Annotated in this window: 28 protein-coding genes; 14 read left to right on the top strand and 14 right to left on the bottom strand. The window is 56.5% G+C overall.

Annotated features, from left to right (window positions below; genetic code table 11):
• Window positions 1-54: 54 nt before the first annotated feature.
• From KR49_RS07880 to KR49_RS07870, 3 genes are all read left to right on the top strand, one after another.
• Window positions 55-639, top strand: a complete 585-nt coding sequence (locus KR49_RS07880; RefSeq protein WP_253912731.1) for a molybdenum cofactor guanylyltransferase — start codon at window positions 55-57, stop codon at window positions 637-639.
• The gene (locus tag KR49_RS07875) at window positions 636-1,679 is read left to right on the top strand and encodes a GTP 3',8-cyclase MoaA (RefSeq protein ID WP_043693799.1); all 1,044 of its coding nucleotides are present in this window, start codon (window positions 636-638) and stop codon (window positions 1,677-1,679) included. The genes KR49_RS07880 and KR49_RS07875 overlap by 4 nt, the downstream gene beginning before the upstream one ends.
• 80 nt (window positions 1,680-1,759) lie before the next feature.
• The gene (locus tag KR49_RS07870; protein WP_043693796.1) at window positions 1,760-2,251 is read left to right on the top strand and encodes a hypothetical protein; all 492 of its coding nucleotides are present in this window, start codon (window positions 1,760-1,762) and stop codon (window positions 2,249-2,251) included.
• Here the strand turns inward: KR49_RS07870 and KR49_RS07865 are convergent.
• From KR49_RS07865 to KR49_RS07830, 8 genes are all read right to left on the bottom strand, one after another.
• Window positions 2,239-3,138 carry a transglutaminase family protein gene (locus KR49_RS07865; protein ID WP_043693793.1) on the bottom strand — a complete coding sequence of 300 codons (900 nt, stop codon included), beginning with the start codon at window positions 3,136-3,138 and terminating at the stop codon, window positions 2,239-2,241. The two genes, KR49_RS07870 and KR49_RS07865, sit on opposite strands and share 13 nt — an antisense overlap.
• Entirely contained in the window at window positions 3,123-4,106 is a 984-nt protein-coding gene (locus KR49_RS07860) for an alpha-E domain-containing protein (protein WP_043693790.1), read from the bottom strand. Before KR49_RS07860 ends, KR49_RS07865 begins: the two co-directional genes overlap by 16 nt.
• Window positions 4,100-5,572, bottom strand: coding sequence for a circularly permuted type 2 ATP-grasp protein (locus tag KR49_RS07855; RefSeq protein WP_043697113.1), 1,473 nt, complete (start codon window positions 5,570-5,572; stop codon window positions 4,100-4,102). Before KR49_RS07855 ends, KR49_RS07860 begins: the two co-directional genes overlap by 7 nt.
• Before the next feature lie 350 nt (window positions 5,573-5,922).
• Window positions 5,923-6,672 (bottom strand): type 1 glutamine amidotransferase, encoded by a 750-nt coding sequence (locus KR49_RS07850; protein WP_043693787.1) that lies wholly within the window; start codon window positions 6,670-6,672, stop codon window positions 5,923-5,925.
• A complete protein-coding gene (gene ureC / locus KR49_RS07845) occupies window positions 6,669-8,378 on the bottom strand; it encodes an urease subunit alpha (RefSeq protein WP_043693783.1) in 1,710 nt (569 codons plus the stop codon). The genes KR49_RS07850 and ureC overlap by 4 nt, the downstream gene beginning before the upstream one ends.
• A 3-nt stretch (window positions 8,379-8,381) precedes the next feature.
• Window positions 8,382-8,702 carry an urease subunit beta gene (locus KR49_RS07840; protein WP_043693780.1) on the bottom strand — a complete coding sequence of 107 codons (321 nt, stop codon included), beginning with the start codon at window positions 8,700-8,702 and terminating at the stop codon, window positions 8,382-8,384.
• 11 nt (window positions 8,703-8,713) lie between these two features.
• Window positions 8,714-9,016 carry an urease subunit gamma gene (locus KR49_RS07835; RefSeq protein ID WP_043693777.1) on the bottom strand — a complete coding sequence of 101 codons (303 nt, stop codon included), beginning with the start codon at window positions 9,014-9,016 and terminating at the stop codon, window positions 8,714-8,716.
• Window positions 9,017-9,034: 18 nt separating this feature from the next.
• The gene (locus KR49_RS07830; RefSeq protein ID WP_043693774.1) at window positions 9,035-9,988 is read right to left on the bottom strand and encodes an urease accessory protein UreD; all 954 of its coding nucleotides are present in this window, start codon (window positions 9,986-9,988) and stop codon (window positions 9,035-9,037) included.
• A 100-nt stretch (window positions 9,989-10,088) separates the two neighbouring features.
• Between KR49_RS07830 and ureE the strand changes: the two genes are divergently transcribed.
• The 8 genes from ureE to urtE all read left to right on the top strand — a co-directional run bounded on the left by ureE (window position 10,089) and on the right by urtE (window position 17,187).
• Window positions 10,089-10,541, top strand: coding sequence for an urease accessory protein UreE (ureE, locus tag KR49_RS07825; RefSeq protein WP_043697111.1), 453 nt, complete (start codon window positions 10,089-10,091; stop codon window positions 10,539-10,541).
• The gene (locus KR49_RS07820; RefSeq protein ID WP_043693771.1) at window positions 10,538-11,209 is read left to right on the top strand and encodes an urease accessory protein UreF; all 672 of its coding nucleotides are present in this window, start codon (window positions 10,538-10,540) and stop codon (window positions 11,207-11,209) included. The genes ureE and KR49_RS07820 overlap by 4 nt, the downstream gene beginning before the upstream one ends.
• Window positions 11,209-11,811, top strand: coding sequence for an urease accessory protein UreG (ureG, locus tag KR49_RS07815; RefSeq protein ID WP_043693768.1), 603 nt, complete (start codon window positions 11,209-11,211; stop codon window positions 11,809-11,811). The genes KR49_RS07820 and ureG overlap by 1 nt, the downstream gene beginning before the upstream one ends.
• 117 nt (window positions 11,812-11,928) lie before the next feature.
• Entirely contained in the window at window positions 11,929-13,239 is a 1,311-nt protein-coding gene (gene urtA / locus KR49_RS07810) for an urea ABC transporter substrate-binding protein (RefSeq protein ID WP_043693766.1), read from the top strand.
• Window positions 13,240-13,312: 73 nt separating this feature from the next.
• On the top strand, window positions 13,313-14,470 hold the full coding sequence (gene urtB / locus KR49_RS07805; RefSeq protein ID WP_043693762.1) for an urea ABC transporter permease subunit UrtB: 1,158 nt from the start codon (window positions 13,313-13,315) through the stop codon (window positions 14,468-14,470).
• Window positions 14,471-14,490: 20 nt separating this feature from the next.
• Window positions 14,491-15,612 carry an urea ABC transporter permease subunit UrtC gene (gene urtC / locus KR49_RS07800; protein ID WP_043693759.1) on the top strand — a complete coding sequence of 374 codons (1,122 nt, stop codon included), beginning with the start codon at window positions 14,491-14,493 and terminating at the stop codon, window positions 15,610-15,612.
• Between the two features lie 50 nt (window positions 15,613-15,662).
• Window positions 15,663-16,406 (top strand): urea ABC transporter ATP-binding protein UrtD, encoded by a 744-nt coding sequence (gene urtD, locus KR49_RS07795; RefSeq protein ID WP_043693756.1) that lies wholly within the window; start codon window positions 15,663-15,665, stop codon window positions 16,404-16,406.
• Between the two features lie 34 nt (window positions 16,407-16,440).
• Entirely contained in the window at window positions 16,441-17,187 is a 747-nt protein-coding gene (gene urtE / locus KR49_RS13335; RefSeq protein WP_071839716.1) for an urea ABC transporter ATP-binding subunit UrtE, read from the top strand.
• A 68-nt stretch (window positions 17,188-17,255) separates the two neighbouring features.
• Here the strand turns inward: urtE and KR49_RS13330 are convergent, their stop codons facing one another.
• The 5 genes from KR49_RS13330 to KR49_RS07765 all read right to left on the bottom strand — a co-directional run bounded on the left by KR49_RS13330 (window position 17,256) and on the right by KR49_RS07765 (window position 21,437).
• Window positions 17,256-17,540 carry an FmdB family zinc ribbon protein gene (locus KR49_RS13330; protein ID WP_043693753.1) on the bottom strand — a complete coding sequence of 95 codons (285 nt, stop codon included), beginning with the start codon at window positions 17,538-17,540 and terminating at the stop codon, window positions 17,256-17,258.
• A gap of 39 nt (window positions 17,541-17,579) precedes the next feature.
• Window positions 17,580-18,785 (bottom strand): formamidase, encoded by a 1,206-nt coding sequence (gene fmdA, locus KR49_RS07785; protein ID WP_043693750.1) that lies wholly within the window; start codon window positions 18,783-18,785, stop codon window positions 17,580-17,582.
• Window positions 18,786-18,998: 213 nt separating this feature from the next.
• Window positions 18,999-20,045, bottom strand: a complete 1,047-nt coding sequence (locus KR49_RS07780; protein WP_052378211.1) for a formamidase — start codon at window positions 20,043-20,045, stop codon at window positions 18,999-19,001.
• 130 nt (window positions 20,046-20,175) lie between these two features.
• On the bottom strand, window positions 20,176-20,604 hold the full coding sequence (locus KR49_RS07775; protein ID WP_156957162.1) for a hypothetical protein: 429 nt from the start codon (window positions 20,602-20,604) through the stop codon (window positions 20,176-20,178).
• Between the two features lie 590 nt (window positions 20,605-21,194).
• Window positions 21,195-21,437, bottom strand: coding sequence for a DUF1830 domain-containing protein (locus KR49_RS07765; RefSeq protein WP_043693743.1), 243 nt, complete (start codon window positions 21,435-21,437; stop codon window positions 21,195-21,197).
• Window positions 21,438-21,773: 336 nt separating this feature from the next.
• On the opposite strand from KR49_RS07765, the gene KR49_RS07760 reads away from it, so the two are divergent.
• Window positions 21,774-21,956, top strand: coding sequence for a hypothetical protein (locus KR49_RS07760; RefSeq protein ID WP_043693740.1), 183 nt, complete (start codon window positions 21,774-21,776; stop codon window positions 21,954-21,956).
• Between the two features lie 62 nt (window positions 21,957-22,018).
• Here KR49_RS07760 and KR49_RS07755 read toward each other — a convergent pair whose 3' ends face one another.
• Window positions 22,019-23,296 (bottom strand): glycosyl transferase, encoded by a 1,278-nt coding sequence (locus KR49_RS07755; protein WP_043697103.1) that lies wholly within the window; start codon window positions 23,294-23,296, stop codon window positions 22,019-22,021.
• Window positions 23,297-23,365: 69 nt separating this feature from the next.
• On the opposite strand from KR49_RS07755, the gene KR49_RS07750 reads away from it, so the two are divergent.
• Window positions 23,366-25,093 (top strand): sugar phosphorylase, encoded by a 1,728-nt coding sequence (locus tag KR49_RS07750; RefSeq protein ID WP_043693735.1) that lies wholly within the window; start codon window positions 23,366-23,368, stop codon window positions 25,091-25,093.
• Complete coding sequence (gene yedP, locus KR49_RS07745) at window positions 25,090-25,884, top strand: mannosyl-3-phosphoglycerate phosphatase-related protein YedP (protein ID WP_043693732.1); 795 nt, start codon at window positions 25,090-25,092, stop codon at window positions 25,882-25,884. The genes KR49_RS07750 and yedP overlap by 4 nt, the downstream gene beginning before the upstream one ends.
• Window positions 25,885-25,899: the final 15 nt, after the last annotated feature.

The following is a 25,899-nucleotide window of genomic DNA, read 5'->3' as shown; positions in this document are numbered from 1 at the left end:
AGCACTACTGCAAGACCACGGCGTCCTAGATCTTCCATAACTTCATTCGCTGGCGTGAATCCACTCCTGCAGGTGTGTCTGCTCAGTGGTGGCGACAGCCGACGCATGGGACGCGATAAGGCGTTGTTGCCTCATCCCGATGGTGGTGTCTGGCTCACGGCGATTGTGGATCAGTTGCTGCCCCTTGAACTCCCGGTCCAGGTCGTCAGTCGTCATCAGACCCATGCCGATCAACTGGCGCATCGTTCCGACGTGCGTGTTCTGCTGGAACCGCCGCCCTGGAGCGGGCCGCTGAATGCCCTGGCCAGGGTGTTGCCGTCGACACCGGGGCAGGCGGTGCTGGTTCTTCCTGTGGATATGCCGCGACTCAGAACGGACACCTTCAGGCAGTTGATCATGGCCTGGCAATGCAGGCCGGATCGGATCGCCGTTGCGCATGACGGCGAGCGTCTGCAGCCACTTCTGGCGGTGATCCCATCGGGGGCACCGTTTCAAACGGCCCTCATCGAGCAACTCACCGCCGGCCAGTGGCGTTGGCTGGACTGGTTGGACCGGCTGCCGCTGCAGACGGTGCGATTGCCGCGCGATGTGCTGCTCAATGCGAACCGACCCGAGGATCTGGCAGCGTTGACCCCATGACCAGTGAGCCATCGGTTGCTGATCAGCGTTCTCGGACGCTGGGTGTGTTGCGGTTGTCGTTAACAGCCCGCTGCAATCTGAGCTGCCCGTACTGCTGCCCCGATGCGGAGGATCCTCCAGGCCTGCTGAGTCTGGAGCAGCAGTTGCGTCTGATTCGGGTTGCCTGTCGTCTCGGCGTGCACACCCTGCGGCTCACCGGGGGTGAACCCCTGCTGAGTGACCGCTTGCTCCCTCTGCTTCAGCAGATTCACAACGGACGGGAGACGCTCGGTGATCCTCTCAACCGGTTGCGCGAGGTCGCTCTCACCAGCAACGGCGTGCTGCTGACGTCCGATCGGGCGACGGCACTTCGTGCGTCCGGTCTGGATCGGATCACCGTCAGTCTCGATGCTGTCGATCCAGAGGTGGCAGCGCGCATGGCCGGCCTCCGTGGCGGTGTTCCGGCCGGTGAACGCCTCCTGCAGCAGGTGTTTGCCGGGCTGCAGGCTGCCACGTCAGCCGGTTTTGATCCTGCTGCCGGTGGCCTGAAGCTCAATGCCGTGATTCAGCGGACTGTGAATGACGATCAGTTGATTCCCCTGGCGGATCTGGCGCGGCGGTGGGGGCTTGAGCTGCGTCTGATCGAATTCATGGATGTCGGCAATCGCAACGGCTGGCGTCCGCAGCAGGTTCTCCCGGCCGCTGAAATGGTGAAGCGCATCGGTGCGCGGTGGCCGCTCCAGCCGCTCGGTCGCCCTGTGAGCGGTACAGCGCGGAGTTGGCGTTACGCCGACGGTGGAGGCTGCCTCGGTGTGATCGCCTCCATCAGTGAGCCCTTCTGTTCGGATTGCAACCGTTTGCGCGTCACGGCCGATGGCCGTGCCTTCACCTGTCTGTTCGCAGCGGAGGGCACGGATCTGACCCCGGTACTGGACGTGGAGTCAGAGCTCGAGCGGACCATGGCCGCTCTCTGGCATCGGCGAAGCGATCGCTACAGCGAGGAGCGTCATGGCAACGCTGATTCAAACCAACATGCGGAGATGGCCTATCTGGGGGGGTGAACCGTTGCTGTCGCGACCATTTCCCAAGGCTTCTCCCGGTACAACACATGCAGTGTTCGGGTTTTCATCGACCCGGTTTGATGTTTGAACTGCTGGCCTACGAACGCTTCCGCGACACACCATCGGTTCGCTTCTTCGATGTCACCGTGGGAACATCGAATGCCCGTGACCTGGTGATTCACACCGGGCCGGCGACCAGCCCACCCAACGATCCGGCCAGTGGCGCCTGGCAGTTCTATCTTCATCCTCACCAGGAGGACAATCTGCTTGCCGCCAGTGGCGGTCGCACGTTCTATCTCGTGAATCTGGCCTGGGAGAAGCCGTTCCACATCGTGAGATTGGAGAGTGGCGGCGACATCCTGCGCATTCCTCCGGGCACCTTCCATCGTTCGGTGTCAGATCCCGATGGTTCGGTCGTCCTGAACCAGGCCGTGCGCGAGCAGGGAGTCTCCCTCGTGAATGAATTCCGCGTTTACAACAGTGCTCGCATTCCGGCCTTGATGGATGCCACGACCATCACAGCGCCGAAACCATGCCTTCATGGAGTGGAACCAGAGCTTCAGGCGGCCTGAATCAGGCTGGGTGCGTGGTTCTGGTCGGATTCTGATTCCACCATCGCTTCGATCAACCAGCTCAGCTCGCTGACCGTTCCTGGTGGGCCACTGAAGGTGCCGCAGACGGCTGCGGTGAGATCGGGTTTCGAGGAACTGGCCAGAACGATGTAGCGCTCGGTGATTTCGCCGCCCGCACTGGGATCGAAGCCACGCCAGCCGGCCCCCGGCAGATACACCTCGGTCCAGGCATGCAGGTCGTAACTCTGCGGTGCCGGGTCGGCGAGGTGATAACCACTCGCAAAGCGAGCCGGCAGTCCAATACTGCGGCAGCACTCCGTCATCAGCATCGCCAGATCCCGGCAGGATCCGATCCGTTCGCGCAAGGTCCGGCCTGCTGGCCAGGCCGGACCCGCGTGGCGCTGGGTGTACTTCACCCGATCCTGAATCATCTCCATCAATTGATGGAGGAACGGCAGCACCTGTTGATTGCTGCCCATCAGCGCATCCTGTGCCAGCTCCACAGCGGAAGGATCGTGCTGGCCATTGGGTAGCCAGCCTTCGAGTGCTCCGAGCAGATCCTGGTTGAGTTGTCGCCGGGGGTAAGGGAGGGGCGGTTCAAGACCGTTGAAGCAGTCCAGCAGCGGTGCAGCCGGGTGTGTCACCACCAGGCTGCTGGCCTGAATGTGCAAGGCGTCGGTGGGTCCGAAGAAGCGGACGCGTTGGATGGCATCCCCGCTGGCAGCCAGGAGGTCATGGCTGTGGCTCGGTTCAGGCGTGATCCGAAGGCTGTGCTCGATCAGATGTTGATGGCCCTGGGCGCGAGGACGCAGGCAGAGCCTGTGTTCGCCGAGCTGAACCGGGGCCTCGTAGCGGTAGGTGAGGCTATGGGTCAGCTGAGCGCGCATGAGGGGTCAGAGGGGGTGGAGGCGAGGTCGCCGGTGATGAAATATCGGTTGTGAATCAAGGCATGCAGCTGGTTCAGGTCGGTTTGCAATTGATCGATGGCTTCATGCAGTCCGCGCTCGATCAGAACATCAATGCGGATGTAACTCCATTTGGCGAGCACCTGACCCCGCAGACATTCGAGGTCATCCGGAGGCCCTGCCTGGGGGGCCCGTTGAATCTGCGACAGGGTTTCATTGATCGCCTGAAGGCAGAAACGCACGGAACGGGGAAAGATCGGATCCAGCAACAGAAACCGAGCCACCGATGACGGTGTGATGGCCTGTTGCACGCTCTGGCGATACATCTGATAAGCGCCAGCTGTGCGCAGCAGAGAGATCCATTGCAGTTCATCCAGCACCCCCCCCACTTCCGTGGGCGCTGGCAGCAGCAGGAAATATTTCACGTCGAGGATGCGTGAGGTTTTGTCCGCCCGTTCGATCAGCCGGCCCAGTCGGCTGAACAGCCATGTCTGATCCCGGTTGAGGGTGACGTCGGTGATGCCGTAGAAGAGCTGACAACCTCTCCGGATGCTGCGCAGCTGCTCCTGATCCGGTTCTTGCCAGAGCGCTTCGCCGTCCTGCACGTTCCAGTAAAGATCGTTCAGCTGCTCCCACATTTCGGTGGTGATCACATCTCTGATCTGCCTTGCGTTTTCACGGGCATTGGCGATGCAACTGACGATGCTGTTCGGGTTGTCGCGATCCAGAAGCAGAAAGCTCACGACCTCTTTCGGAGATCCCTGGGAATACATCTGCTCGAAGCTGTCCCGATCACCAATGGCATCGACAAGGGGCAGCCAGGGTTCCGCGCTGCCGGGTGGGCAGTCCAGTGCCATGGCTTCACTCACTTCGAGGAACCGTGAGATGTTCTCGGCGCGTTCGATGTACCGGTTGATCCAGTACAGCGAATCAGCCACTCGGCTCAGCACGGCAATGCCTCCTGTCTCGGAGCAGATACAGGGTTCTCACTCACCACCCAGGTGTCCTTGCAGCCTCCACCCTGGGACGAATTCACCACCAGGGATCCCCGCTTCAGCGCCACGCGGGTCAGTCCTCCAGGACTGACCCAGTTGGTCTTGCCCCGCAGCACGTACGGACGCAGATCCACATGGCAGGGGTAGAGCTCTCCTTCGCTGAGGGACGGGACCGTGGACAGCTGAAGGGTGGGTTGGGCGATGAAATTGCGAGGGTGAGCTCTGATCTTCGCGGCGAAGCCATCGATCTCCCCAGCCGTGGCGTGAGGGCCGATCAGCATTCCGTAGCCACCAGCCTCGGCGACGGACTTCACCACCAGTTCGTTCAGATGTTCGAGCACGTAACGCAGATCGTCGTCCCTGGAGCACAGATAGGTAGGAACGTTGTCAATGATCGGCTCCTCATTGAGGTAGTAACGGATCATGGACGGCACGTAGGCGTAGATGAGCTTGTCATCGGCGACTCCGGTGCCGGGGGCATTGGCGATCGCAACCCGACCGGATCGCATCACATCGATCAGGCCCGGCACGCCGAGCATCGAATCACGACGGAAGACAGTGGGATCGAGAAAGTCATCGTCGATGCGGCGGTAGATGACATCGACAGGCTCCCGTCCAGCGGTGCTGCGCATCCAGACCCGACCGTCCTCACAGATCAGATCCCGGCCCTCCACCAGGGTGATCCCCATCTGCTGGGCCAGGTAGCTGTGCTCGAAGTACGCACTGTTGAACACTCCAGGGGTGAGCAGAACAACCCTCGGTGCATCGCTCCACGGAGCCAGATCCTGCAACGTGCGCAGCAGATGCGATGGGTAATCGTCGATCGGTTGCACGATGCGCCCTTCGAACAGGCTCGGGAACAACCGCTTCATCACGCGCCGGTTTTCCAGGAAGTAGGCCACTCCCGAGGGGCATCGCAGGTTGTCCTCCAGAACACGCCAAGTTCCCTCTCCGTCCCGGATCAGATCCAGCCCGGAGATGTGGCACCAGCGGTTGAGGGGAGTGGTGATGCCCTGCATCTGAGGGCGCCACCCCTGGGAACTTTCCACATCTTCACGAGGAATCACACCGTCCCGGAGGATCATCTGCGGGCCATAGACATCCTCAAGAAACTGATCGATGGCTTCCAGGCGTTGAAACAACCCTCGTTCCAGTACAGACCAGTCCTGGCGGTGGATCAGCCGGGGTAGAGGGTCGAAGGGCAGGATCCGCTCACCGCCCTGAAGCCCTGAGCCATTCAGGCGAAATGTGGCTCCAAGACGCCGCAGCAGGTTGCTGGCGGATGCGTGGCTGCGGTTCAGTTCCGCCAGTCCCATGGCGCCGAGGGACGACAGCAGCGGTTCGAGATCTTCCCGGGGTGCGGATTGTTCACGGCAGAAATATTCGTCGTACCCGTCGGTCGGTCGGTACTGGGTGAACATCGCCAGAACAATGGATGCACGCATCCAAAAACTCGACAGGGGGCGCATGGGTTGCCGTTGCTACACATTGCTCGACTTGGGTTCCAAAAGCGGGATCAGCATGTGATTTGCGTATCTCTGGTGACGTGAAGCCCCCCTCTGAATGCGGTCTTCGGCTGATCTCCCGTGGCGTTCCAGACAACGTGAATCCACCAGGAGAAAAAAGAAATCTGTATCCTCTTAAACTGTTTTTAATCTTCTGCTCAACTAAAAAAGATTTGAGGGATGAAACTGGCCTTTCTTCCTCGGAGGCTGTCTTCTCACACCAGCAGCCTCCAACACATCATTGATCCAGGCATCAACTGCTGATCTCAAAGCTCAGCCAGGAGTTGAGTTAGAGCATTGGAAAAGAGCCTTCGGCCACTGCGGTTCAGATCCGCACTTAGGCGTTTCCAGTCGTTCTGAAGTTGTTCTGGCCCATCCGCTCCCATGGCGTTCACCACATAGCTGCGATCAGCTCTGATCCAGTTCTCCAGGCTGGAACCGGAGACTTCCAGATGGCACTGCAAGCCGATGGCATGGTGTTTGACCCGGAACACCTGCTCCTTGCAGTGCAGTGAAGAACCCAGCAGTGTTGCTTCGGAGGGCAGGCGGATGCGATCGCCATGCCAATGCAGCACGGTCTCGCTGGGATGAAGCCCCTGCAGCAGCGGCTCCTCGCTTGGGTCAACAACCCAGTGGATGGCACCGAAGCCAACCTCCTTCAAGGGGTGCGCCGGGTGGCCCACCAGCAGCTGTTCAACGCTTCCCCCGGCCGCCATCGTCAGGAGTTGTGCGCCCAGGCAGATCCCCAGGACCGGTTGCTGGTGCTGATGCCAGGACGTCAGCCAGTCCAGTTCCCGTTGCAGCCAGTCCATGCCTGGCTGCAGGCGGTCGTTCACGCTCATGGGGCCTCCCAGCACCAAGGCGATGGTGTTGCGGCACCCATCCGGATCAGGGAAGTGATCTCCCAGAGATGGCCGACGGACGTCGATCTGCATTTGCCGTTCCCGGGCCAGATCGGCAATCAGGTCGGGACCTTCGTGGTCGACATGCTGCACCACCAGCAGGGTGGTGCTCAAAGCAGCAGATAGCGCTGCGCGAGGGGAAGCACCTCCGCGGGTTCGCAGGTGAGCAGTTCGCCGTCGGCGAACACTTCATAGGTCTGCGGGTCCACGCTCACATTGGGCAGGCTGGAATTGAGCTTCAGAGCGCTTTTGCCAACGCTGCGGGTGTCTTGGACGGCCAGGCAGGTCCGTTCCAGCCCGAGTTGGCTCTGGATGTCGGCATCCATCGCTGCCTGGCTGACGAAGGTGAGGCAGTTGTGGACCAGTGCCTTGCCGAACGCTCCGAACATCGGCCTGCCATGCACAGGGCCCGGGGTTGGGATCGAGGCGTTGGCATCACCCATCTGGGCCCACACGATGGAACCTCCCTTGAGCACCAGTTCAGGACGGATGCCGAAGAAACCAGGCTTCCAGAGCACCAGATCGGCGAGTTTGCCGGTTTCGACGGATCCAACCTCGCTGCTGATGCCGTGGGCCAGGGCTGGATTGATGGTCACTTTGGCGATGTAGCGCTTGAGCCGGTGGTTGTCGTTGCGATCGGAATCCTCCGGGAGCGCTCCCCGCTGCACCTTCATCTTGTGGGCCGTCTGGAAGGTTCGGGTGATCACTTCGCCAACGCGGCCCATGGCCTGGGAATCGCTGGCAATGATCGAGAAGGCACCCAGGTCGTGAAGGATGTCTTCGGCGGCAATCGTTTCGCGGCGGATGCGTGATTCGGCAAAGGCCACGTCCTCAGGGATCTTCGGATCCAGGTGGTGACACACCATCAGCATGTCGAGGTGCTCCTCGAGAGTGTTGCGGGTGTAGGGCCGGGTGGGGTTGGTGCTGCTGGGCAGCACGTTCGCTTCACCGCAGATCTTGATGATGTCGGGGGCATGACCACCGCCGGCACCTTCTGTATGGAACGTGTGGATGGTGCGACCCTTGATCGCGGCGATCGTGTCCTCAACGAAGCCCGCTTCGTTGAGGGTGTCGGTGTGGATGCAGACCTGCACATCCATCCGGTCCGCGACCGACAGACAGGCATCGATCGCTGCCGGTGTCGTGCCCCAGTCCTCATGCAGCTTGAGCCCGCAGGCCCCTGCCAGCACCTGCTCTTCCAGGGCCTCAGGTGTGCTGGCGTTGCCTTTGCCGAAGAAGCCCAGATTCACCGGCAGGCCTTCAGCGGCCTGCAGCATGCTGGCGATGTGGAAGGCGCCGGGGGTGCAGGTGGTGGCGTTGGTGCCGGTGGCAGGTCCGGTTCCGCCACCCATCAGGGTCGTCACACCACTGGCCAGGGCGGTTTCGATCTGCTGCGGGCAGATGAAGTGGATGTGGGTGTCGATGCCACCGGCGGTGAGGATGTGGCCCTCGCCGGCGATCGCTTCGGTGCCCGGTCCCACGATGATCGTCACCCCCTCCTGAGTGTCAGGGTTGCCGGCTTTGCCGATGCCCACGATCCGGCCGTCCTTCAGGCCCACGTCAGCCTTGACGATGCCCCACCAGTCGAGGATCAGGGCGTTGGTGATCACCGTGTCCACGGCGCCACTTGCCCGTGGGATCTGGGACTGGCCCATGCCGTCGCGGATGACTTTGCCGCCCCCGAATTTCACCTCATCGCCATAGACGGTGTAGTCCTTCTCGACTTCGAGGATCAGATCGGTGTCGGCGAGGCGGACCCGGTCGCCTGTGGTTGGTCCGTAGGTCTCGGCGTAGGTCTTGCGGGAGATGCGGAAAGGCATGGATCAGGCGTCAAGGGGTCCGTTGATCTGGCCGTTGAAGCCGACCACACGCCGTGCGCCGGCGAAGGGAATCAGGTTCACGTCCCGGCTGTCGCCGGGCTCGAACCGGATCGCTGTGCCAGCGGGGATGTCGAGCCGTTGCCCGCGAGCGGCGATCCGGTCGAATTGCAGAGCGGCGTTGGCTTCAGCGAAGTGGAAGTGGGAGCCCACCTGCACGGGGCGGTCGCCGCTGTTGGCGACGCTGATGGTGGTCACAGGGCGACCGGCGTTGAGTTCGATTTCGCCGGGTTCCGGAAGCAGTTCGCCGGGAATCAGGGGTGGCATCAGGGACGTCCTCAGCGAATGGGGTCGTGCAGGGTGACGAGCTTGGTGCCATCGGGGAAGACCGCCTCGATCTGCACTTCATGCACCAGCTCCGCGACACCGTCCATCACCTGATCACGGCTCAGCCAGGTGGTGCCCTCCTGCATCAGTTCCGCAACGCTTTTGCCGTCACGGGCGCCTTCCAGAACCAGGAAGCTCAGCCAGGCCGTCGCCTCAGGGTGATTGAGCTTGAGGCCGCGGTTGAGCCGTCGCTCAGCCAGCAGGGCCGCGGTCACGATCAGGAGCTTGTCCTTTTCCTGAGGACTGAGATGCATGGGAAGACTCGGTCATGCTCAGTGTGTCTCCGCAATGGCCTCAGCAGTGTTCTCCTTGAACATCAAGCTCTGCAACGGCTGGTCCTGCAAGGGCTGTTCTTGTAAAGGCCAGACCCGCGGGATGCGGGGAAGGGCGAGACCCCGCAATGCCCGTGTCCGAGCCCAGATGCGGCTGAACCAGAAGCGGGCATCCCGGCTCGAAGGACCGATGTAGCGGGCAACAAGCCCTTGATCCAGCGTGCTGCAGCGCATCGTGCCGATCAGGCCATGACGGTCGTCCCGTGCATCCTTCAGCAGCATGGAGATCGCTTCGGGACTGAGCGGCTTGGGTGCCGCCCATACCAGGGACCCGAACACCGGTGCACCGGCCAGTCCGTGGCAGTCCGTCAGGCTCGATCCACCGAGCTCCAGCCGATCCACCAGCTCCCAGCGCGGTGAATCGGCTCCATGGCGCTGAATCTCCAGGCATGAGCGCCAGCATCCCTGATTCAGCCGTTCCTCCGCGGCGGTCCGCCCCAGCCGCACGATCTCCGCACTGAGAAATGAGGCGTTCTCCGGCAGGCACACCCTCAACGATTGGTGAAACAGTGCATCGGCGTACAGCACCATTTCCTGAGGCAGCCATTCCAGATCGCTGTTGTCATCCAGGGTGCAGGTCACGCCCTGCCTGGACCAGGCTCCATCGGGATTCAGGCGGCTGCGGCCGACAGAGCCATAGACCTTCTGAGCAGCCACGCTGGTGATCAGGCTGCGGCTTTCAGCTTTCAGGTTCAAGTCGATGCTGAGCTGATCGCCGCCCACCAGGCCACCGGCGGTGTGAAGAAGGGGCAGTTCGCAGCGGCCGTCGTCCCCCGCCTCCGCCCGCAGCAGTTTGAACGGAGCACGGCAGCCACCCTGGTGACGGGTTCTGCCGCCGTCATTGGTTGTGAACTGCAGCCTGCAGTGGCCGTGCCAGGGCTCGAGTCGTTGCATGGTTGCCACGCTCCATGGCTGCTCTCGACATCTCTGTAGCAATCCATACCAAGCCATCCGCTGCTGCTGGGCAGGCTCCCAACCAATCGGGATGGGATGGGTGACGGAATCGGTGCTTGTGCTGGAGCAGCGCCTCGCTCCCAATTCCTTGAAGCCAGATCTGCGATTACCCCTGACGGCTGATGAAAGAACGGTGCTGCGAGGTCGTCGCCGCACGGTCTGCGGCCGGGAGGTGCTGCTGCAGTTGCCGCGGGACCAATCGCTCCAGCCCGGAGATCAACTCTGTGATGCTGATGGAATCACGCGGGTGGAGGTGACAGCGGCACCCGAGGCGTTGCTGCGGGTGCAGGCCGCGACTCCACTGGAGTTGATGCAGGCCGTTTACCACCTGGGCAATCGCCATGTTGCCCTCGAGCTTCATCAGCAGGAGCTGTTCTTGCTGGATGATTCCGTCCTCGCCGATCTGCTGAAGAGCCGAGGTCTCAAACTGAGTCGGTGCGTTCGGTCGTTCGCTCCGGAGGCGGGTGCTTATGGAGTGCATCAGCACGGATGACATCGCTTGCCCTGCTTCAGCTGGTGAGTCCGGCTTTACCGGTCGGAGGATTCAGTTATTCCGAGGGCCTGGAAGTGCAGATTCAGGCCGGCATGCTCGCGGACGAAAGGGCTCTCGAGGGCTGGCTGGAGGCAGAGCTGACCAGGGGCTCCCTGCGGCTGGAGGCAGCGTCGCTGGTGACTCTCGCCGATGACTGCTCGGCCTGGGTTCGGCGTGGGGATGCTGCGGCGCGCCAGCGTCTGTTGAATCTGGACGGCTGGCTCCTGGCGACGCGTGATGCCGCCGAGCTGCGCGCGCAGCATCGTCAGATGGGTCAGTCCTTGCTGCTGTTGTTGGCAGAGATGGGCCATTCCCTGCCGGCTCCTTTATCTCTGGCCTGGCCGGCGTCATGGGCCTGGGCCGCGAGGGCTTTGAAGCTCTCAGACAGAGAAATGGTGCAGGGTTACCTCTACAGCTGGGTAGCCAATCAGCTCAGTGCAGCGGTCAGGTTGTTGCCGTTGGGTCCGTCCCGGGCCCAGGTGCTGCAGCAAAGAGCGCTTCCCTTGATCGCCGATCAGGCTGAGCAGCTGCTTGATCGTGATCCTCGGACGTTGTGGAGTGGTGGTGTCGGTGTCGGGCAGGCGCAGCTCGCCCATGCTGAGCTCTATTCACGCCTGTTTCGAAGCTGATGAGCAGCAAGCTGCGTTTAGGAGTCGCCGGCCCGGTTGGTTCAGGAAAGACAGCGCTGGTGGAAGCGTTGTGCCGCCGCCTGCGTGATCAGCTTCAGCTCGCTGTCGTTACCAACGACATCTACACCCAGGAGGATGCCCAGTTTCTGACGCGGGCTGGTGCTCTGGAGCCTGAACGGATCCGAGGCGTTGAGACCGGCGGTTGCCCGCACACGGCGATCCGAGAGGACTGCTCGATCAACCGAGCTGCAGTGGCGGAGCTTGAGGCTCAGTTTCCGGGTCTTGATCTTGTGCTGGTGGAAAGCGGTGGTGACAACCTCGCCGCCAGTTTCAGTCCGGAACTGGTCGATCTCTGCATCTATGTCATCGATGTGGCTGCTGGAGACAAAATTCCACGGAAGGGAGGGCCTGGTATCACCCGTTCGGACCTTTTGGTGATCAACAAAATCGATCTGGCATCAATGGTGGGTGCAGATCTTGTGGTCATGGAGCATGACACCAAGCGGATGCGTGGTGATCGCCCCTGGTGTTTCACAAACCTTCAAACCGGAGAAGGCCTCGAGAGCGTGGAGGCATTTGTGTTGCAACAGCTACCGAATTAAGTCAACGAATCGCGGCAATTCCCAAAATGTTATTGTCGATACAAAGCGGGTCCAAGTCGGTTCATACGGTCCCATGGTCGCCCTCATGGCGGTCTCATCCACCGTGTGTCTTTCTTTATGAATTCAACGTTTACGAAGCGTCTGCTCGCTGCATTCGCGGCCACGACAGTGGGAGTCACGATGACCGCCTGTGGCGGTGGCAGCGATGATTCCGCTGGTGGTGGTGGTAGCGACTTTGATGGTGAAATCAAGGTTGGCATCCTTCATTCCCTGAGCGGAACGATGGCGATCTCCGAAACGACTCTGAAAGAAGTCGAGGAGATGGCGATCAAGGAAATCAATGAAGCCGGCGGTGTCAAGGTCGACGGCAAGAGCTACAAGATCACCTACACCTCCGAAGATGGTGCCTCGGATTGGCCCACCTTCGCAGAGAAGTCTCAGAAGCTGATCGACGCCGACAAGGTTGCCGTTGTGTTCGGCGGCTGGACATCGGCTAGTCGGAAAGCAATGCTTCCGGTTTATGAAGCCAAGGATCATTTCCTCTTCTACCCGATTCAGTACGAAGGCCAGGAGTGCTCCAAGAACATCTTCTACACCGGCGCTGTTCCGAACCAGCAAGCTGAGCCTGCAGTTGATTGGCTGTTTGAGCAGTTCGCCGACAAGTACGGCAAGAAGGTCTACCTGGTCGGTTCTGACTACGTTTATCCCAGAACTGCTAACACCATCATCAAAGAGCAGGTCAAGAGCCTGGGTGGTGAGACGGTCGGTGAGGACTACATCCCTCTCGGCAACACTGAGGTGGCGCCCATCATCGCCAAGATCAAGAAAGAGTTCCCTGATGGTGGAATCATCATCAACACTCTGAATGGCGATTCCAACGTTGCCCTGTTCAAGCAGTTCAAGGCAGCAGGAATCACTCCTGACAAGTACCCGATCATGTCCTTCTCCATCGCTGAGGAGGAGATCCGTCAGATTGGACCTGAGTATGTGGGCGGCACCTACGCAGCCTGGAACTACTTCATGTCCCTCGGTACTGAAGCCTCCAACACCTTCAACGCAGCATTCCTTGCTGAGTACGGTGACGATCGTGTGACGAACGATCCTATGGAGTCGGCTTACAACATGGTTTACCTCTGGAAGGCTGCTGTTGAGAAGGCCGGCACGTATGAGGATCTTGATGCAGTGCGGAACGCACTGATCGGCATCAAGCTTGATGCTCCTCAGGGTCCGATTGAGATGTATCCCAACCACCACATCTCGCAGACTGTGCGGATTGGTGAAGCCAAGGAGAATGGCCAGTTCGAGATTCTCTGGGATAGCAAGACTCCCGTTCCTCCCATTACCTGGAACCAGTACGTTCCTGAGACCAAGGGTTACAAGTGCGACTGGACGCTCGATCGTCCTGACGCCGGAAAGTTCAAGATGTGATCGTTACGTCTGAACTCATTTGAATAGTGGGCCACAATAAACTTGTGGCCCCTTTTTTTTACCCCATGTACTGATGGAATTAATTTTTTCACAGCTCCTTGATGGGCTCAGCATCGGGTCAGTACTGCTTCTCGCAGCGACAGGCCTGGCCATCGTTTTTGGTTTGATGGGAGTGATTAATCTCGCTCATGGCGAGTTGATGATGGTTGGAGCTTATGTGACTTTTGTCACACAAAATATGTTCAAGCCACTCGGCGAAGGCATTTTCCAACTTTATTATCTTTTTGCGCTCGTTTTTGCCTTCGTCATCACCGGCTTCGTTGGAGTTCTTCTGGAAAGAACATTAATACGACAGCTATATGGGCGACCTCTTGAAACATTGCTCGCTACGTGGGGTGTCAGCCTCGTTCTGATTCAATTCATTCGTAGTGTTTCAACAAGTATGGTTGTAGGGATATTAGTTGCCATCATTCTTGGTTATTGCTTTCAGCGTTTCTCGCCTACAAAACTCAAGAGCGCTTCGTTCTATCCCTATCTTTCAGGACTCGTCTGGGTTGTGGCATCAGTGATTGGTTTCGTTTCAATCACTGCGATGTCAGCTTCTAAACCACTTTCTAAAGCTTGGTTCGGGCCTCGAAATATTGATGTGACGGCCCCGAAATGGTTGCAAGGAAGCTGGGGTTCGATTGCGGGGATTGAGTTGCCGGGTATTCGAATCTTCATCATTATCCTCTCTGCTCTGCTGCTTGGTTTTGTGGCATGGTTTCTTACAAAGAGTGTCTGGGGATTACGCATCCGTGCGGTGACTCAAAATCGTCAGATGAGCAATTGCCTCGGTATTCCCACTGACAGCGTCGATAGCATCACCTTTGGCATTGGGTCTGGCCTGGCTGGTGTGGCTGGGAGTGCGATTACCTTGCTTGGCTCCGTGGGTCCCAATCTCGGTGCTGCCTATATCGTTTCCTGCTTCATGGTTATTGTTCTGGGAGGGGTGGGAAATCTTGTCGGCACTGTGATTGCTTCGATGATGCTTGGAATCATTCAATCCATCATTGGATCCGGCGCCATTCTGATTGCTTTCCCAGACATACCAGCTGCTCCTGCTGCTGTCATTGAGTTCTTCGCAACAACGAGTATGTCCTATGTGCTGATCTTTATCTTTATTATTTCGTTCCTTCAATTTAAGCCAACTGGGATGTTCCCTCAGAAGGGCCGATCCGTCGAATCCTGATCTTTGCGTTTTCATTTTCCATGAAAATTTTCAAAAAGCTGCTTCCCTGGCTTCTTCTAGCCTTCGCATTCTTTGTTCTACCGACGATTCTTTCACAGTTCCGCCTCAATCTTTTTGGAAGGTATTTTTCTCTAGCTATCGTTGCTTTAGGCATTGATCTTATCTGGGGATACACCGGACTTCTCAGCCTGGGTCAAGGTATCTTTTTTGCCTTGGGTGGTTATGCCATAGCCATGCATCTTCTGTTGGTGACCAATAATGATTTCACCACGGGAGCCAATGGACTACCAAAGTTCTTCGAGAATTACGGTGTTGATAACCTCCCATTTTTCTGGCAACCATTCTGGTCATTCCCCTGGACACTGATCGCTATTTGGTTGATTCCTGCTGTGGTAGCTGGTCTTGTTGGATATCTAATTTTTAGAAACCGCATCAAGGGAGTTTATTTCTCCATTATCACCCAAGCATCCTTGATGGTTTTTTACCATTTCTTCAATGGACAGCAGAAGCTCGTTAATGGAACAAATGGTCTTAAAACTAGCACCACTGAGATATTCGGAATGATTGTGGGCTCAGACGATGCTCAACTCATGTTTTATCGAATCACTCTTATAATTCTGCCGTTTGCCTACCTTCTTTGTAAGTTTCTGACCAGCGGACGTTTCGGTGATGCTTTGATCGGTATCAGAGACGATGAGGCGCGTTTGCGTTTCAGTGGTTTTAATCCAGTCCCATTCAAAGTCATTGTCTTTCTGGTTGCTGGCGCCTTAGCTGGTATCTCTGGGGCACTTTATACAGTTCAGTCAGGTATTGTTTCACCTCAATATATGGCCATTTCAATGTCCATTGAAATGGTGATTTGGGTTGCTGTTGGTGGTCGTGGAACATTGATCGGACCGATTATTGGTGCTGTTTTAGTCAATTATTTGCGAAGTCTGGTTAGTGAAGCGCTGCCTGAAGCCTGGTTGTTTGTGCAGGGTGGCTTGTTCATCTTTGTGGTTGTGTTGATGCCTGATGGCATTTATGGATGGTTTAAGAATGGCGGATTTACATCGATGATGGCAGCCTTTGGAATTGCAAAGAAATCTTCAACATACCCAAAGCTAGAAATGGATGAGGGTTATACGACTCAATCTCAATAATCTTTTCTTGGTCAACCTTCGCTTTCATGTCAACCAACACTGTTTAAGCTATGTCAACACCAATTCTTGAATTAAATGATGTCAGCGTTGATTTTGATGGTTTCTTTGCATTGACTGATCTCTCCATCTCTCTGGAGCATGGTGAACTAAGGTCAATCATTGGACCCAATGGCGCTGGTAAAACAACTTTTCTAGATGTCATCACTGGAAAGGTTAAGCCAACCAAAGGCTCAGTCTCCCTGAGAGGTTCCAGCATTATTGGTTTGTCGGAACAGAAGATTTCAAGGTTAGGTGTTGGTCGAAAGTTTCAGACACCTCGTGTGTTTGAAAATCTTTCGGTCTCCAGAAATCTTGAGTTGGCTGCTTCACCGAGCAAGATGCCATTCAGTCTGATGTTTGAAAAGCTGAATAATACGGCTAAAGATGAGGTCTATCGCTTGATGGATTATGTGGGCCTTGCTCCTTACGCCAAGGTCTTGGCCGGTTCCCTGTCTCATGGTCAAAAGCAATGGCTTGCGATCTCAATGCTTGTTGCTCAATCTCCAGACATCATTCTTCTGGATGAGCCAGTGGCCGGCTTGACCGATGAAGAGACGAACAAAACAGCTGAACTGATTAAATCCCTTGCAGGTGAACATACCGTGGTGGTCATTGAGCATGATATGGAGTTTATTCGTGATCTTGCCGCACCAGTCACTGTGTTGCATCAAGGGCAGTTGTTGACGGAAGGTTCACTCGACGAAGTGAAGTCTGATCCAAAAGTGATTGAGGTTTATCTCGGTCAATCCGAATAACGTCATTATTTAATTTGCCAATCTCTGAAGAACCATGGTACAAACTACAACCACCGCGCATCCCAGCTCCACAAAAACTATTCTTCGAGCTAGCGGCTTGAATGTGTATTACGGTGAGAGTCACATTCTCAGAAATGTTGACCTGCATATCCCTGAGGGGGAAATGATTTGTTTGATCGGTCGTAATGGAGTGGGAAAGACAACCTTTCTGAAGACGATCATTGGTCTTCTTGAGCAACGATCTGGTTCGATTGAATACGATGGAAAAATGTTGACAAATCAACCTCCCTATAAACGTGCCAGGGGAGGAATTGGTTATGTTTCTCAAGGTCGAGATATCATTCCCCGAATCACGGTTCGTGAGAATCTTCTGATTGGGATGGAATCACTCCCTGGTGGGATGGGACGAAATCGGCATATTGACCCGATTGTCTTTGAACTCTTTCCTATCCTGGAGCAGTTTTTGAATCGTCGTGGCGGTGATCTCAGTGGAGGTCAGCAGCAACAACTTGCCATTGCACGTGCACTGCTTGGTAAGCCAAAACTTCTTTTGTTAGACGAACCGACTGAAGGGATTCAGCCTTCGATCATTCTTGATATCGAACGTGCTGTCAAGCGCATCATTGATGAAACAGGCATCAGTGTTCTTCTTGTTGAGCAGCATCTTCATTTTGTTAAGCAGTCCAGTTTTTATTATGCAATGCAACGCGGTGGTATTGTTTCGAGTGGCCCGACGTCTCAATTGTCTGATCAAGTGATTGGAGAATTCCTTACAGTTTAATGAGTGCAAAAAAAGGGGGGATGCGATCATTATGATCACATCCCCCCTTTTTAATGTGCCGATTCTTTTCAGCAACCTCGATTCAACATCCAAGGACGTGAATCGTTTGTGCGTAGTCGAGGTTTGGTGGCCTCAGATGCGCGGGATGAGTTTTTCTTACTGATAAGTTTCGGTTCCTTTGCTTCTACTTTCAATCGAATTGAAGAGGATAACATCATGGGTGGATTGAAAACCCTCTTCCCTTCACTGCCACAGGTAGGACATTCTGTTTGGATGGCACGTTGATCAATAGATCGCCATACTTCATAGGTGTCACATTCACCAGATTGGCAGGAATATTCGTAGACAGGCATGTTGCTGGTATTAGTGAATAATGAATAAGTAGATAGTGTTTAACATGGAAGAATGTCCTTGTCGAAGATCGACGTTGGTATGGCGAGAGTGCAGCATGCGTTTGGAATATCGACGATTCCGCTGATTCGTCCTTCGACTGGGGCGCAGCTCAGCAAAAGGTAAGCCTGTTCACCTGTGTAGCCAAACTTTTTCAGGTATTCAATTGCGTTGAGGCAGGCTCTGCGATAGGCGATATGTACATCCATATAGTATTGCTTGCCTTCGAATTCATCGACTGAAATCCCTTCGAAAACCAGATAGTCAGAGTAGTGAGGTTCAACAGGGCTTGTCTTGAACATAGGATTGACCATCCCATATTTAGCCATTCCGCCTTTGATCAGCTCAACATGAAGATCGAGATATCCAGACATCTCGATGGCGCCACAGAATGAAATTTCACCATCACCTTGAGAAAAGTGAATGTCACCCATGGAGAGCTTCGCACCCTCGACATACACAGGGAAATAGATGCGTGTCCCTTTCGTCAGATTTTTGATGTCGCAGTTTCCTCCATGTTCGCGAGGAGGAACAGTTCGAGCTGCCTCGTTGGCAATCCTTTCGAAATCCCCAGAGGCAACGTTCCCGAGAATGGCACTGTTTGGATTCGGCAGAGCTGCCAGAACAGGTTCCGTTCCTGAGAGTCCAGCCCCGTAGGTTCTGCGGTCTGGAGCGGTCTGAACCAGCTCGGTTTCTCGGCGGTTCCACTCCTGAAGCAGCTCCATGGAGGGAGCACAGCCGATCAGGCCTGGGTGGGTGATGCCAGCGAAACGAACTCCGGGAATGTGGCGAGAGGACGTGTAGATCCCTTCCAGATCCCAGATTGCTTTGGCTGCTTTAGGAAAATGATCCGTCAGGAATCCTCCACCATTTTCTTTGGCGAAGATTCCAGTAAAGCCCCATTCATCTCCTTGAAGTGCTCCAACTTCGAGGATATCGACCACCAGGATATCTCCTGGCTGAGCACCATTGACCCAGATTGGTCCACTTAAGACATGAACAACCTCAAGATTGACATCAGCGATATCTTTCGGGTCGTCGTTATCTTTAATCTGACCATCGGTCCAATCTTTGCACTCAATGCGAAAGATGTCGCCTGGATTTACTGACGCGACCGCGGGAATATCAGGATGCCAACGATTATGTCCAGGCATTTCCTGTTGATCCATTGGCTTGGTGAGATCAACCTTGAAAAGGGTTTCGGGCATTGAGAATGAAAAGCCGACACCCTGTATTGAAGGCAATCAAAAAGGGCCAAAAAGTGACCCTTTATACGCAAAGCAAGATTGCGTCGTTTTGAAATTAAAACTTTGTTCTAGGTGCTACTTTTTAAGACGCTTGCTTATGATAACAAAGCTTATTTTTTTAAGTTAGCCGCACCTTGCTCCTGGCATGGAGTCAAGGTGCGGCAGTGACTTTGGTCAGCTTGCCGCTGCTGCGGGAATCGATTTTTTGACTCCGTTCTGTGGCATCGGTCCCAATTTGACCCCATCGGGGTAGTACTTCCAGCCATCGCGGATGCGCACTTTTTCGTCCCAAGGGAGTTTGTATTCTCCATTGGCAAGATCCTTGACCCACGTGAGGTAATTCTCTTTCTCTCCCCCGGGTTGACCGACATAAGCCCGGCATCCTAGGTTGAAGATGTTGTTTTCGAGGGCCCAGTTCTCTCTTGCTTTATCAACCAGTCGAGGGAACAGCTCAGCAGTAACGATTTCCCAAGGATTCCTGTGGCCCTGCTGGATTACATTTCCATCGTAATTGCAAACTGTTCCTTCGCCGAAGTAATAGAAGACGCCGTCATAACCAGCTAAGTTTACAGAAATCGTGTACATCAGATTCTGCCAAGCGTTGGTTCGGTTAGTCCAGATCCATTGATCATTCACCTGGGTTGAGTAACCAGAGATGCGGATATAAACGTTGGCTCCTTTGTAAGCAGCCTCCCGAGCGAGTTCTGGGAACATGCCGTCATGGCAGATGCACACTGCAAGCTTGGAGCCCTTGGGGCCGTCGCACACCGGCATTCCGTAGTTGCCTGGAGACCATGGCTCAATCGGCACCCATGGCTGGAGTTTTCTGTAGTGAAGAGCAATTTCACCATCTGAATTGATGATGATGGCCGAGTTGAATGGAGGCAGGCTTGGGTCGTCGTTCTGCTCCATAAGAGAGAAAACACCCCAAACATCATTCTCTTTGCAAGCCTGTTTGAAGCGATCAATCTCCGGAGAATCGATGCGTAGCAGCATCTCGTCGTAGGTCCAAATCGCTGTGTTTAAACCTTGAGTGGAGTATTCAGGCATCACAATCAGATCTGCCTCCGGGTAACCAGCCTTGGTTGACGCTACGGCTTTGCAAATCTGATCAACTTGTGTCTGGATATCCGCTGGACCTGTAATGACAGGCACAGGATATTGAATCATTGCAACCAGCAATGATTCATCCCACGAGCTGACGCTGCCGGTACTAGCCATTGAGCGAGAATGAGAACCATTCCCATATTCGGGTCAGAAGGAGGGTTGATCCGTATCAACCGCAACTGTTGGATCATGTTGTTGATCGAACCGTTCGGAGAGTTCGGGATGGCTGGCCCCCCTCAGTCGCTCAGTTGTCCTGGAAGTCGCCTTTGCGGCAGAGGTTCTGAGCTAGACGTTTGGCCCAGCCAGGCGCTGTTTCGCGTCCTTTGTCCTTGGCCTCTCCATCGAAGTAGAGCAGCAGTTGCCAATCCGTCTTGCCTCCTTCCACTCCGGGTTTCTCATCGTCCGACAACCAGCGACCGTAAATGTTGTCGTACTCAGGCCAGTTGGGCAGGTCAGGCATGCTGCAAACCGCATTCACTTCTGCCCTGATCCCTTCGGAACCATCGGTGATGACGCTGATGCCTCCATCGAACAGACCATTGGGTTCTCCGGGCTTGAAGGCGTCGGTCAGGCGCACCTCTGTGTCTCCCTCCACCACGAGTGTGTCACCGAGTTCGGCTTCATGGCTGGGAGTTTCCCTGGCTTGATTTGTGCATGCCTGCATGGCTGTCATGGACAGCGCCATCAGGCATGCCATCGCCCCATTCCGTAAGAGATCCTTCACGTGCATCCAGACAGTGTCCTGCCATTCATGTGACGTCGTCCACTCTGCTTGGCCGTCCTTCTGTGAAGACTCATTACCAGTTGCCATTTTGTTTCGGCGCGAACGACACGTGAGGACGAATTCTTGCCAAGCTCTGTCTGTATCAAACGCTACCAAACGTTCACCCTGATACAGGGCGCAGTGGTTCGCAGGTCATGGAACGGGGGCCTGTTCATCAACGAGAGGACGCCATGTCCAAACTTCAGTCTCAAAGCCAGAAAGTCCAAACATCTCAACTGCTCTACCGGCCCTCCGGGCGGAAGACGACAAAAGGCGAGATCATCCGGTCCAAGAAAACGGCTGAGCTTCTCCGTCTGACGCAGGACGGGATCCAGCAGTCTCAGCCTCCTCTTGCAACAGGATCAGCCAGTGTGAAGCCACTGCGGCGTGGTGGCTTCCTTCGCTCAAGGATGACTGCTGAGCTGCTCGGGGTGGATCTGATCGGCCGCTGACGATTCGGTCGGAGCGATACGGTCGGAGCCGGGTTGGGGGGTGACGCCTCAGCAGGCTCCGAGTGTCTCTTCGGCTGGTTCATCCTGCGTTGCATATTCCTTGACATCAGCTCTGACCTGAAGCATCTGGCCTTGGAGTGACATCCTCCAGATTTCGAGGCGAGCATTTTCAGGTGCTTCGAACCAGAACAATTCAGTCGGCAACACGACTTTCTCTCGATAGAACTGATCCTGGCCGACGCATTTCACGATCACCATTCGATCGGTGTCGTTGTGATAGACGCATTCCATTGTTAAGCCATCTTGAATGGTGGCATCTTGAAGAATTTTCGCCCCAACAAGTGTTGGATTGGTCACCGATTGGATCCTGTTTCCGATTTGGTTAAGACGGCTTGATACCAAAGTCGATTTTTCTGTAGTGTTTGTAACTTTCAGCGTTCCCGGTGTTGCTTTGCCTGTGTTCCTGAGGGTTGTTTGCGTGGTGCTGGATCAGTGGTGCCGGATGGCAGCAGGGTCTTGTTCGTTTGAGATCAGAGAAAACACACAGTTGCAGTTTTTCGTCTCAAATGAAACATTTGTTTTTGTGGCGCCCCGAGAAACTGATTCTGTCTTGTCATAGAGGCTGTGATGCAGAACTCAATCAGCATCTCCATGAGTCAATCCTTTGAAATGGAGCGCATCAACCGTGCCATTGATGAAACAGCTGATCCTGCCCAGCTGCAGACAATTGCCAAGCAACTGTTGCAAGCATGGTATTCGCAAAAAGCTGCGACGAATTGGGTGATCCGCCAGCACCAGCAAGGGATCTGACAGTTCTATGTTGATGGGAAGGCCTGGACAAAGGCCTTCCGAATTGATATCAGTAGCCTTTTTTAGGCCACCAATTCAGTAGATGTTGTTCTGGGCTTGTGATTGGGCCGCCTCAGGGTCTGTGCTCGCGTCGACGTCGCAGACATGGTTCGATCCGCTTGCCCGGCATCACTCAAATCAGCTTGTAGAGATGGGTTACAGCTTTTCAGTCGCGACCAGCTCGGCAATTGGTGGGCAATCGGTGATGCCATGAGATCTGACAATCCACTTCTCAGCAGTTCAGCAAAACGATGCACGGCCAGTTCCTCTCCGTGTCGGTCGTACGGCAGACGGTTGATGGCTGAATCGATGCCGAACTGTCGGACCCGATCTTCACCGACCCGTCGATAAAGCACCTCAAGGGTTGGTATTTGATCCATGGTCATCACGGATCCTTCGTGCTCCATCAATCCTCGCAGCACGGTGCCGAAGATCTCACCAGCCATGCGCTGGAGCCCTTCGCTGGGTTTGCTGCCAAGCTCCTTGTGTTTGTGATCAAACAGGCCGAGGTCCACCTGAGCGATGCGGGTCGGGGCCACATGGCGAAAGACCTCCGACAGAAGTCCCACCTCCAGCCCCCAATCGGATGGGATGCGGAGGTTCATGGCCAGATCGGTTGTGAAGGCAAATTCTCCTGCGAGTGGATAACGAAAGGACTGCAGATACCGCAGGTAGGGAAGCGGGCCGAAGATCTGCTCCAGGCTCACGAGCAGTGGGCCGACAAACAGCCTTGTTGCGCGTCCCTGCAGCGCCTGCGTTTCCAGCGAGAGCCTGCTGTAGAAGGCTTTCACATAAGCCACTCCATGGGAGCGATCCAGCAGCGGACGCAGCATGCGTTCCGGGTAAGCGGAACCGAAGGTGCGAATGTCGGCATCGAACAGACCCACCACTTCAGCGTCCTGACAGGCGACACCGAGTCCTTGCCAGACCGCCCAACCTTTGCCTGGCGGTCCGGTGACATCCAGTCCCAGCTCACCCATCGATTCAAGGAGCTGCTTGACCGCCGGTCCATTGGTCCAGTGCACTTGAACCGGGAAGGGCATGCCGGCGAAAAAGGCTTCCGCATGCGCCACATCCTCCGCCGCCGGCGCCGCCAGGGCGATCACAAGGCGGTTCAGACCCTTCAAGGTTGAGAGGGTGTCGCGGATCAGGCCAAGGGCGGGTCGGCTGAATTCCTCCATCAGGCAAGGAATCAGCAGCGTCGTGGGCCGTTGCGTCAGCTCTCGGTTGAACGCGACGGAATCGAGATTGCCAAGGCTGTAGTCATGAACCGTGGTGATCAGGCTTTGCTGAAAATCCATGCGGTGTTCAATGCGACAACGGTGGCTGAGGTCCTGGCCCATACCTGAACGGTGTTCAGGAGAAACAGAATGCAGCTCCCGCGCGACGAAACGCTGCAGGCACTGCTCCATGACCTCTACCTCGACGATTCTTCCGTTGATCCCGAGGTGCTGTCGTCGCAATTGCTGCAGATTCTGCGTGGTAGTGCAAACGATGGCGATTGCATTGCCGTCGATGAGCGCTGGTCAGGGGCTGATGCCGTTCTGATCACCTATGCGGATACGGTGACAGAGCAGGAGAAGCCCGGCCTTCAGAGCCTGCGGCTTCTGGTGAACCGTCACCTCAACCCCTTCGCATCTGTCATTCACGTGCTGCCTTTCCTGCAGTCCACCAGCGATGGCGGTTTCGCAGTGGCCAGTCATGACCAACTTGAGTCGCGTCATGGTGACTGGGGTGATCTCTCCGCGCTTGCCGGGGGGCGACGCCTGATGGCTGATCTGGTGCTGAATCACATCTCGGCGTCCCATCCCTGGGTTCAACAGTTTCTGTGCGATGACGAACCGGGTCGCTCCTGTGTTCTGGAAGCCTCTCCCTCCACCTGCTGGGACGCTGTGGTCCGGCCCCGCAGTTCTTCCCTGTTCACCCAGCTCTGTGGTCCCGCGGGAGTGCGTCAGGTCTGGACCACCTTCGGTCCTGACCAGGTCGATGTGGACTGGCGCAGTCCGGAGGTTCTGCTCGGGTTCACGCGATTGCTGGCACGGATGGTCCGCCACGGGGTGCGCTGGGTGCGACTCGATGCCGTCGGTTTCATCTGGAAGACCCCAGGCACCGGATGTATCCATCTGCCCCAGGCCCACCGGATCGTTGAGGTGATGAGGCATCTCATGGATGCGGCCTGCTCACACGGCGTGGTGGTGACGGAGACGAATGTGCCGGAGCAGGAGAACCTGTCGTATCTGATCAGTGGCCGGGAGGCTCATCTGGCCTACAACTTTCCCCTGCCACCCCTGTTGCTGGAATCAGCGATCAGCGGTCGTGCAGACCTGCTGAATGGATGGCTGAGCCGATGGCCTCAGCTCCCGGAAGCAACGGGTCTGTTCAATTTCACGGCCTGTCATGACGGGGTTGGGCTGAGGGCCCTCGAGGGGCTGATGCCTGAGAGACGTCTGCTGCAGCTGTTGATCGCCTGCGAACAGAGGGGTGGCTTGATCAGCCATCGTCGACTGACCAGCGGCGAAGAGGCGCCGTATGAAATCAACATCAGTTGGTGGAGCGCCATGGCGGATGGGGGAATCGATCCTGCTCACCACCAGCGGGCCCGGTTTCTGATGACTCAGCTGCTGATCCTTGCCCTGCCCGGAGTTCCGGCGTTCTACCTTCCCGCCCTGCTGGCTGCGCCCAATGATCTCGGACGCTTCCGTCGCACGGGTCACCGTCGGGATCTCAACCGACCTCAGTTCAAGGCCGAGGCTTTGGAGCGTCGTCTTCAGGATCCCGACAGTGATGCCACGGCGGTGACGACGATGCTTGCTCGGGCTCTGGACGTTCGCAAGACCCAGGCTGCGCTCCACCCGGACGCAGCGCTTGAGGTGCTCAGCACGGGCCGATCCGATCTTGTGGTTCTGCGCCGTTCCCGCCATGGTCAGGTCCTGCTGGCGATTCACAACCTCACTCCCTCCCGCCTGACGCTGGCGCTGGGGGGATTCGTCGACCCTGTGACAGGCCCCTGGGTCGATTGTCTCAACGGCTCGACTGAAGCGCTCAGCTCTCTGCTGCAGTTGGAGCCCTATGCCGTGCACTGGTTGATTCAGTCATGAGAGAACGCCTCAGTTCCCGGTGGTGGGTGGTGACGGATCTGGATGGCACCCTGCTGGACCATGCCTACGACTGGACTCCGGCCGAAACGGCCCTGAGATGGCTCCAGCAGCGTGGAATTCCTGTGATTCCCTGCACCAGCAAGACCGCGGAGGAGGTGCGTCAGTTCCGGGCAGCGGCTCAGCTGAAGGATCCCTACATCGTTGAGAACGGCGGTGCCATCCACGGTTCATCCGACACAGGTGAGGACTGGGAGGAGGCTCTTGGTCCCGGTTGGACAGCTTTGAAGCCACAGTTGTCTGAGCTGGCCGAGGAGCTCGGTGAACCGCTGCAAGCTCTCGATGAACTGACGGATGATCAGGGAGAGCGCCTGCTTGGACTCTCCGGCGAGCGATTGCAGCAGGCCCAGCGCCGTCGTTGGAGTGTCCCTTTCGTTCCCCCGTCCGTGCAGATTCAGCCTCGCCTCGAGGCTCTGGCGTCAGTCCGCGGTCTGGCAGTTGTGCGCGGTAACAGGATGTGTCACCTCCTCGGAGCCGACGTCAGCAAAGGCAGGGCGCTGAATGTTCTGCGGCAACGTGTCGGTGCACCCGGGGTGAAGGTGCTGGCCCTCGGGGATTCGCCCAATGATCTTCCTCTGCTGGAGGTGGCTGATCTTGCCGTTGTTGTTCCTGGCCCTGCAGGTCCTCATCCGGAGTTGAGTGTGAACGTGGCGAGCGGTCGCTTTCAACTGGCTCGGGATATTCATGGCGCTGGCTGGGCTGAATCGGTCCGGCGCCTGCTTCCGGAGGATTAGCACGAAATCGTCTCA

Source organism: Synechococcus sp. KORDI-49 (assembly GCF_000737575.1).
Classification (GTDB): Bacteria; Cyanobacteriota; Cyanobacteriia; order PCC-6307; family Cyanobiaceae; genus Parasynechococcus.
The sequence above is the reverse complement of the archived record's forward strand: the minus strand, read 5'-3'. Positions and strand labels throughout refer to the sequence as shown.

Bases quoted from the DNA above. Each gene is read 5' to 3' on its own strand.
- KR49_RS07875 (WP_043693799.1), top strand. From the start codon at position 636: ATGACCAGTGAGCCATCGGTTGCTGATCAGCGTTCTCGGACGCTGGGT.
- KR49_RS07870 (WP_043693796.1), top strand. From the start codon at position 1,760: ATGTTTGAACTGCTGGCCTACGAACGCTTCCGCGACACACCATCGGTT.
- KR49_RS07865 (WP_043693793.1), bottom strand. From the start codon at position 3,138: ATGCGCGCTCAGCTGACCCATAGCCTCACCTACCGCTACGAGGCCCCG.
- KR49_RS07855 (WP_043697113.1), bottom strand. From the start codon at position 5,572: ATGTTCACCCAGTACCGACCGACCGACGGGTACGACGAATATTTCTGC.
- ureC (WP_043693783.1), bottom strand. From the start codon at position 8,378: ATGCCTTTCCGCATCTCCCGCAAGACCTACGCCGAGACCTACGGACCA.
- KR49_RS07840 (WP_043693780.1), bottom strand. From the start codon at position 8,702: ATGCCACCCCTGATTCCCGGCGAACTGCTTCCGGAACCCGGCGAAATC.
- KR49_RS07835 (WP_043693777.1), bottom strand. From the start codon at position 9,016: ATGCATCTCAGTCCTCAGGAAAAGGACAAGCTCCTGATCGTGACCGCG.
- KR49_RS07830 (WP_043693774.1), bottom strand. From the start codon at position 9,988: ATGCAACGACTCGAGCCCTGGCACGGCCACTGCAGGCTGCAGTTCACA.
- KR49_RS07820 (WP_043693771.1), top strand. From the start codon at position 10,538: ATGACATCGCTTGCCCTGCTTCAGCTGGTGAGTCCGGCTTTACCGGTC.
- ureG (WP_043693768.1), top strand. From the start codon at position 11,209: ATGAGCAGCAAGCTGCGTTTAGGAGTCGCCGGCCCGGTTGGTTCAGGA.
- urtA (WP_043693766.1), top strand. From the start codon at position 11,929: ATGAATTCAACGTTTACGAAGCGTCTGCTCGCTGCATTCGCGGCCACG.
- urtB (WP_043693762.1), top strand. From the start codon at position 13,313: ATGGAATTAATTTTTTCACAGCTCCTTGATGGGCTCAGCATCGGGTCA.
- urtC (WP_043693759.1), top strand. From the start codon at position 14,491: ATGAAAATTTTCAAAAAGCTGCTTCCCTGGCTTCTTCTAGCCTTCGCA.
- urtD (WP_043693756.1), top strand. From the start codon at position 15,663: ATGTCAACACCAATTCTTGAATTAAATGATGTCAGCGTTGATTTTGAT.
- urtE (WP_071839716.1), top strand. From the start codon at position 16,441: ATGGTACAAACTACAACCACCGCGCATCCCAGCTCCACAAAAACTATT.
- KR49_RS13330 (WP_043693753.1), bottom strand. From the start codon at position 17,540: ATGCCTGTCTACGAATATTCCTGCCAATCTGGTGAATGTGACACCTAT.
- fmdA (WP_043693750.1), bottom strand. From the start codon at position 18,785: ATGCCCGAAACCCTTTTCAAGGTTGATCTCACCAAGCCAATGGATCAA.
- KR49_RS07780 (WP_052378211.1), bottom strand. From the start codon at position 20,045: ATGGCTAGTACCGGCAGCGTCAGCTCGTGGGATGAATCATTGCTGGTT.
- KR49_RS07775 (WP_156957162.1), bottom strand. From the start codon at position 20,604: ATGACAGCCATGCAGGCATGCACAAATCAAGCCAGGGAAACTCCCAGC.
- KR49_RS07765 (WP_043693743.1), bottom strand. From the start codon at position 21,437: ATGGAATGCGTCTATCACAACGACACCGATCGAATGGTGATCGTGAAA.
- KR49_RS07760 (WP_043693740.1), top strand. From the start codon at position 21,774: ATGCAGAACTCAATCAGCATCTCCATGAGTCAATCCTTTGAAATGGAG.
- KR49_RS07755 (WP_043697103.1), bottom strand. From the start codon at position 23,296: ATGGATTTTCAGCAAAGCCTGATCACCACGGTTCATGACTACAGCCTT.
- KR49_RS07750 (WP_043693735.1), top strand. From the start codon at position 23,366: ATGCAGCTCCCGCGCGACGAAACGCTGCAGGCACTGCTCCATGACCTC.
- yedP (WP_043693732.1), top strand. From the start codon at position 25,090: ATGAGAGAACGCCTCAGTTCCCGGTGGTGGGTGGTGACGGATCTGGAT.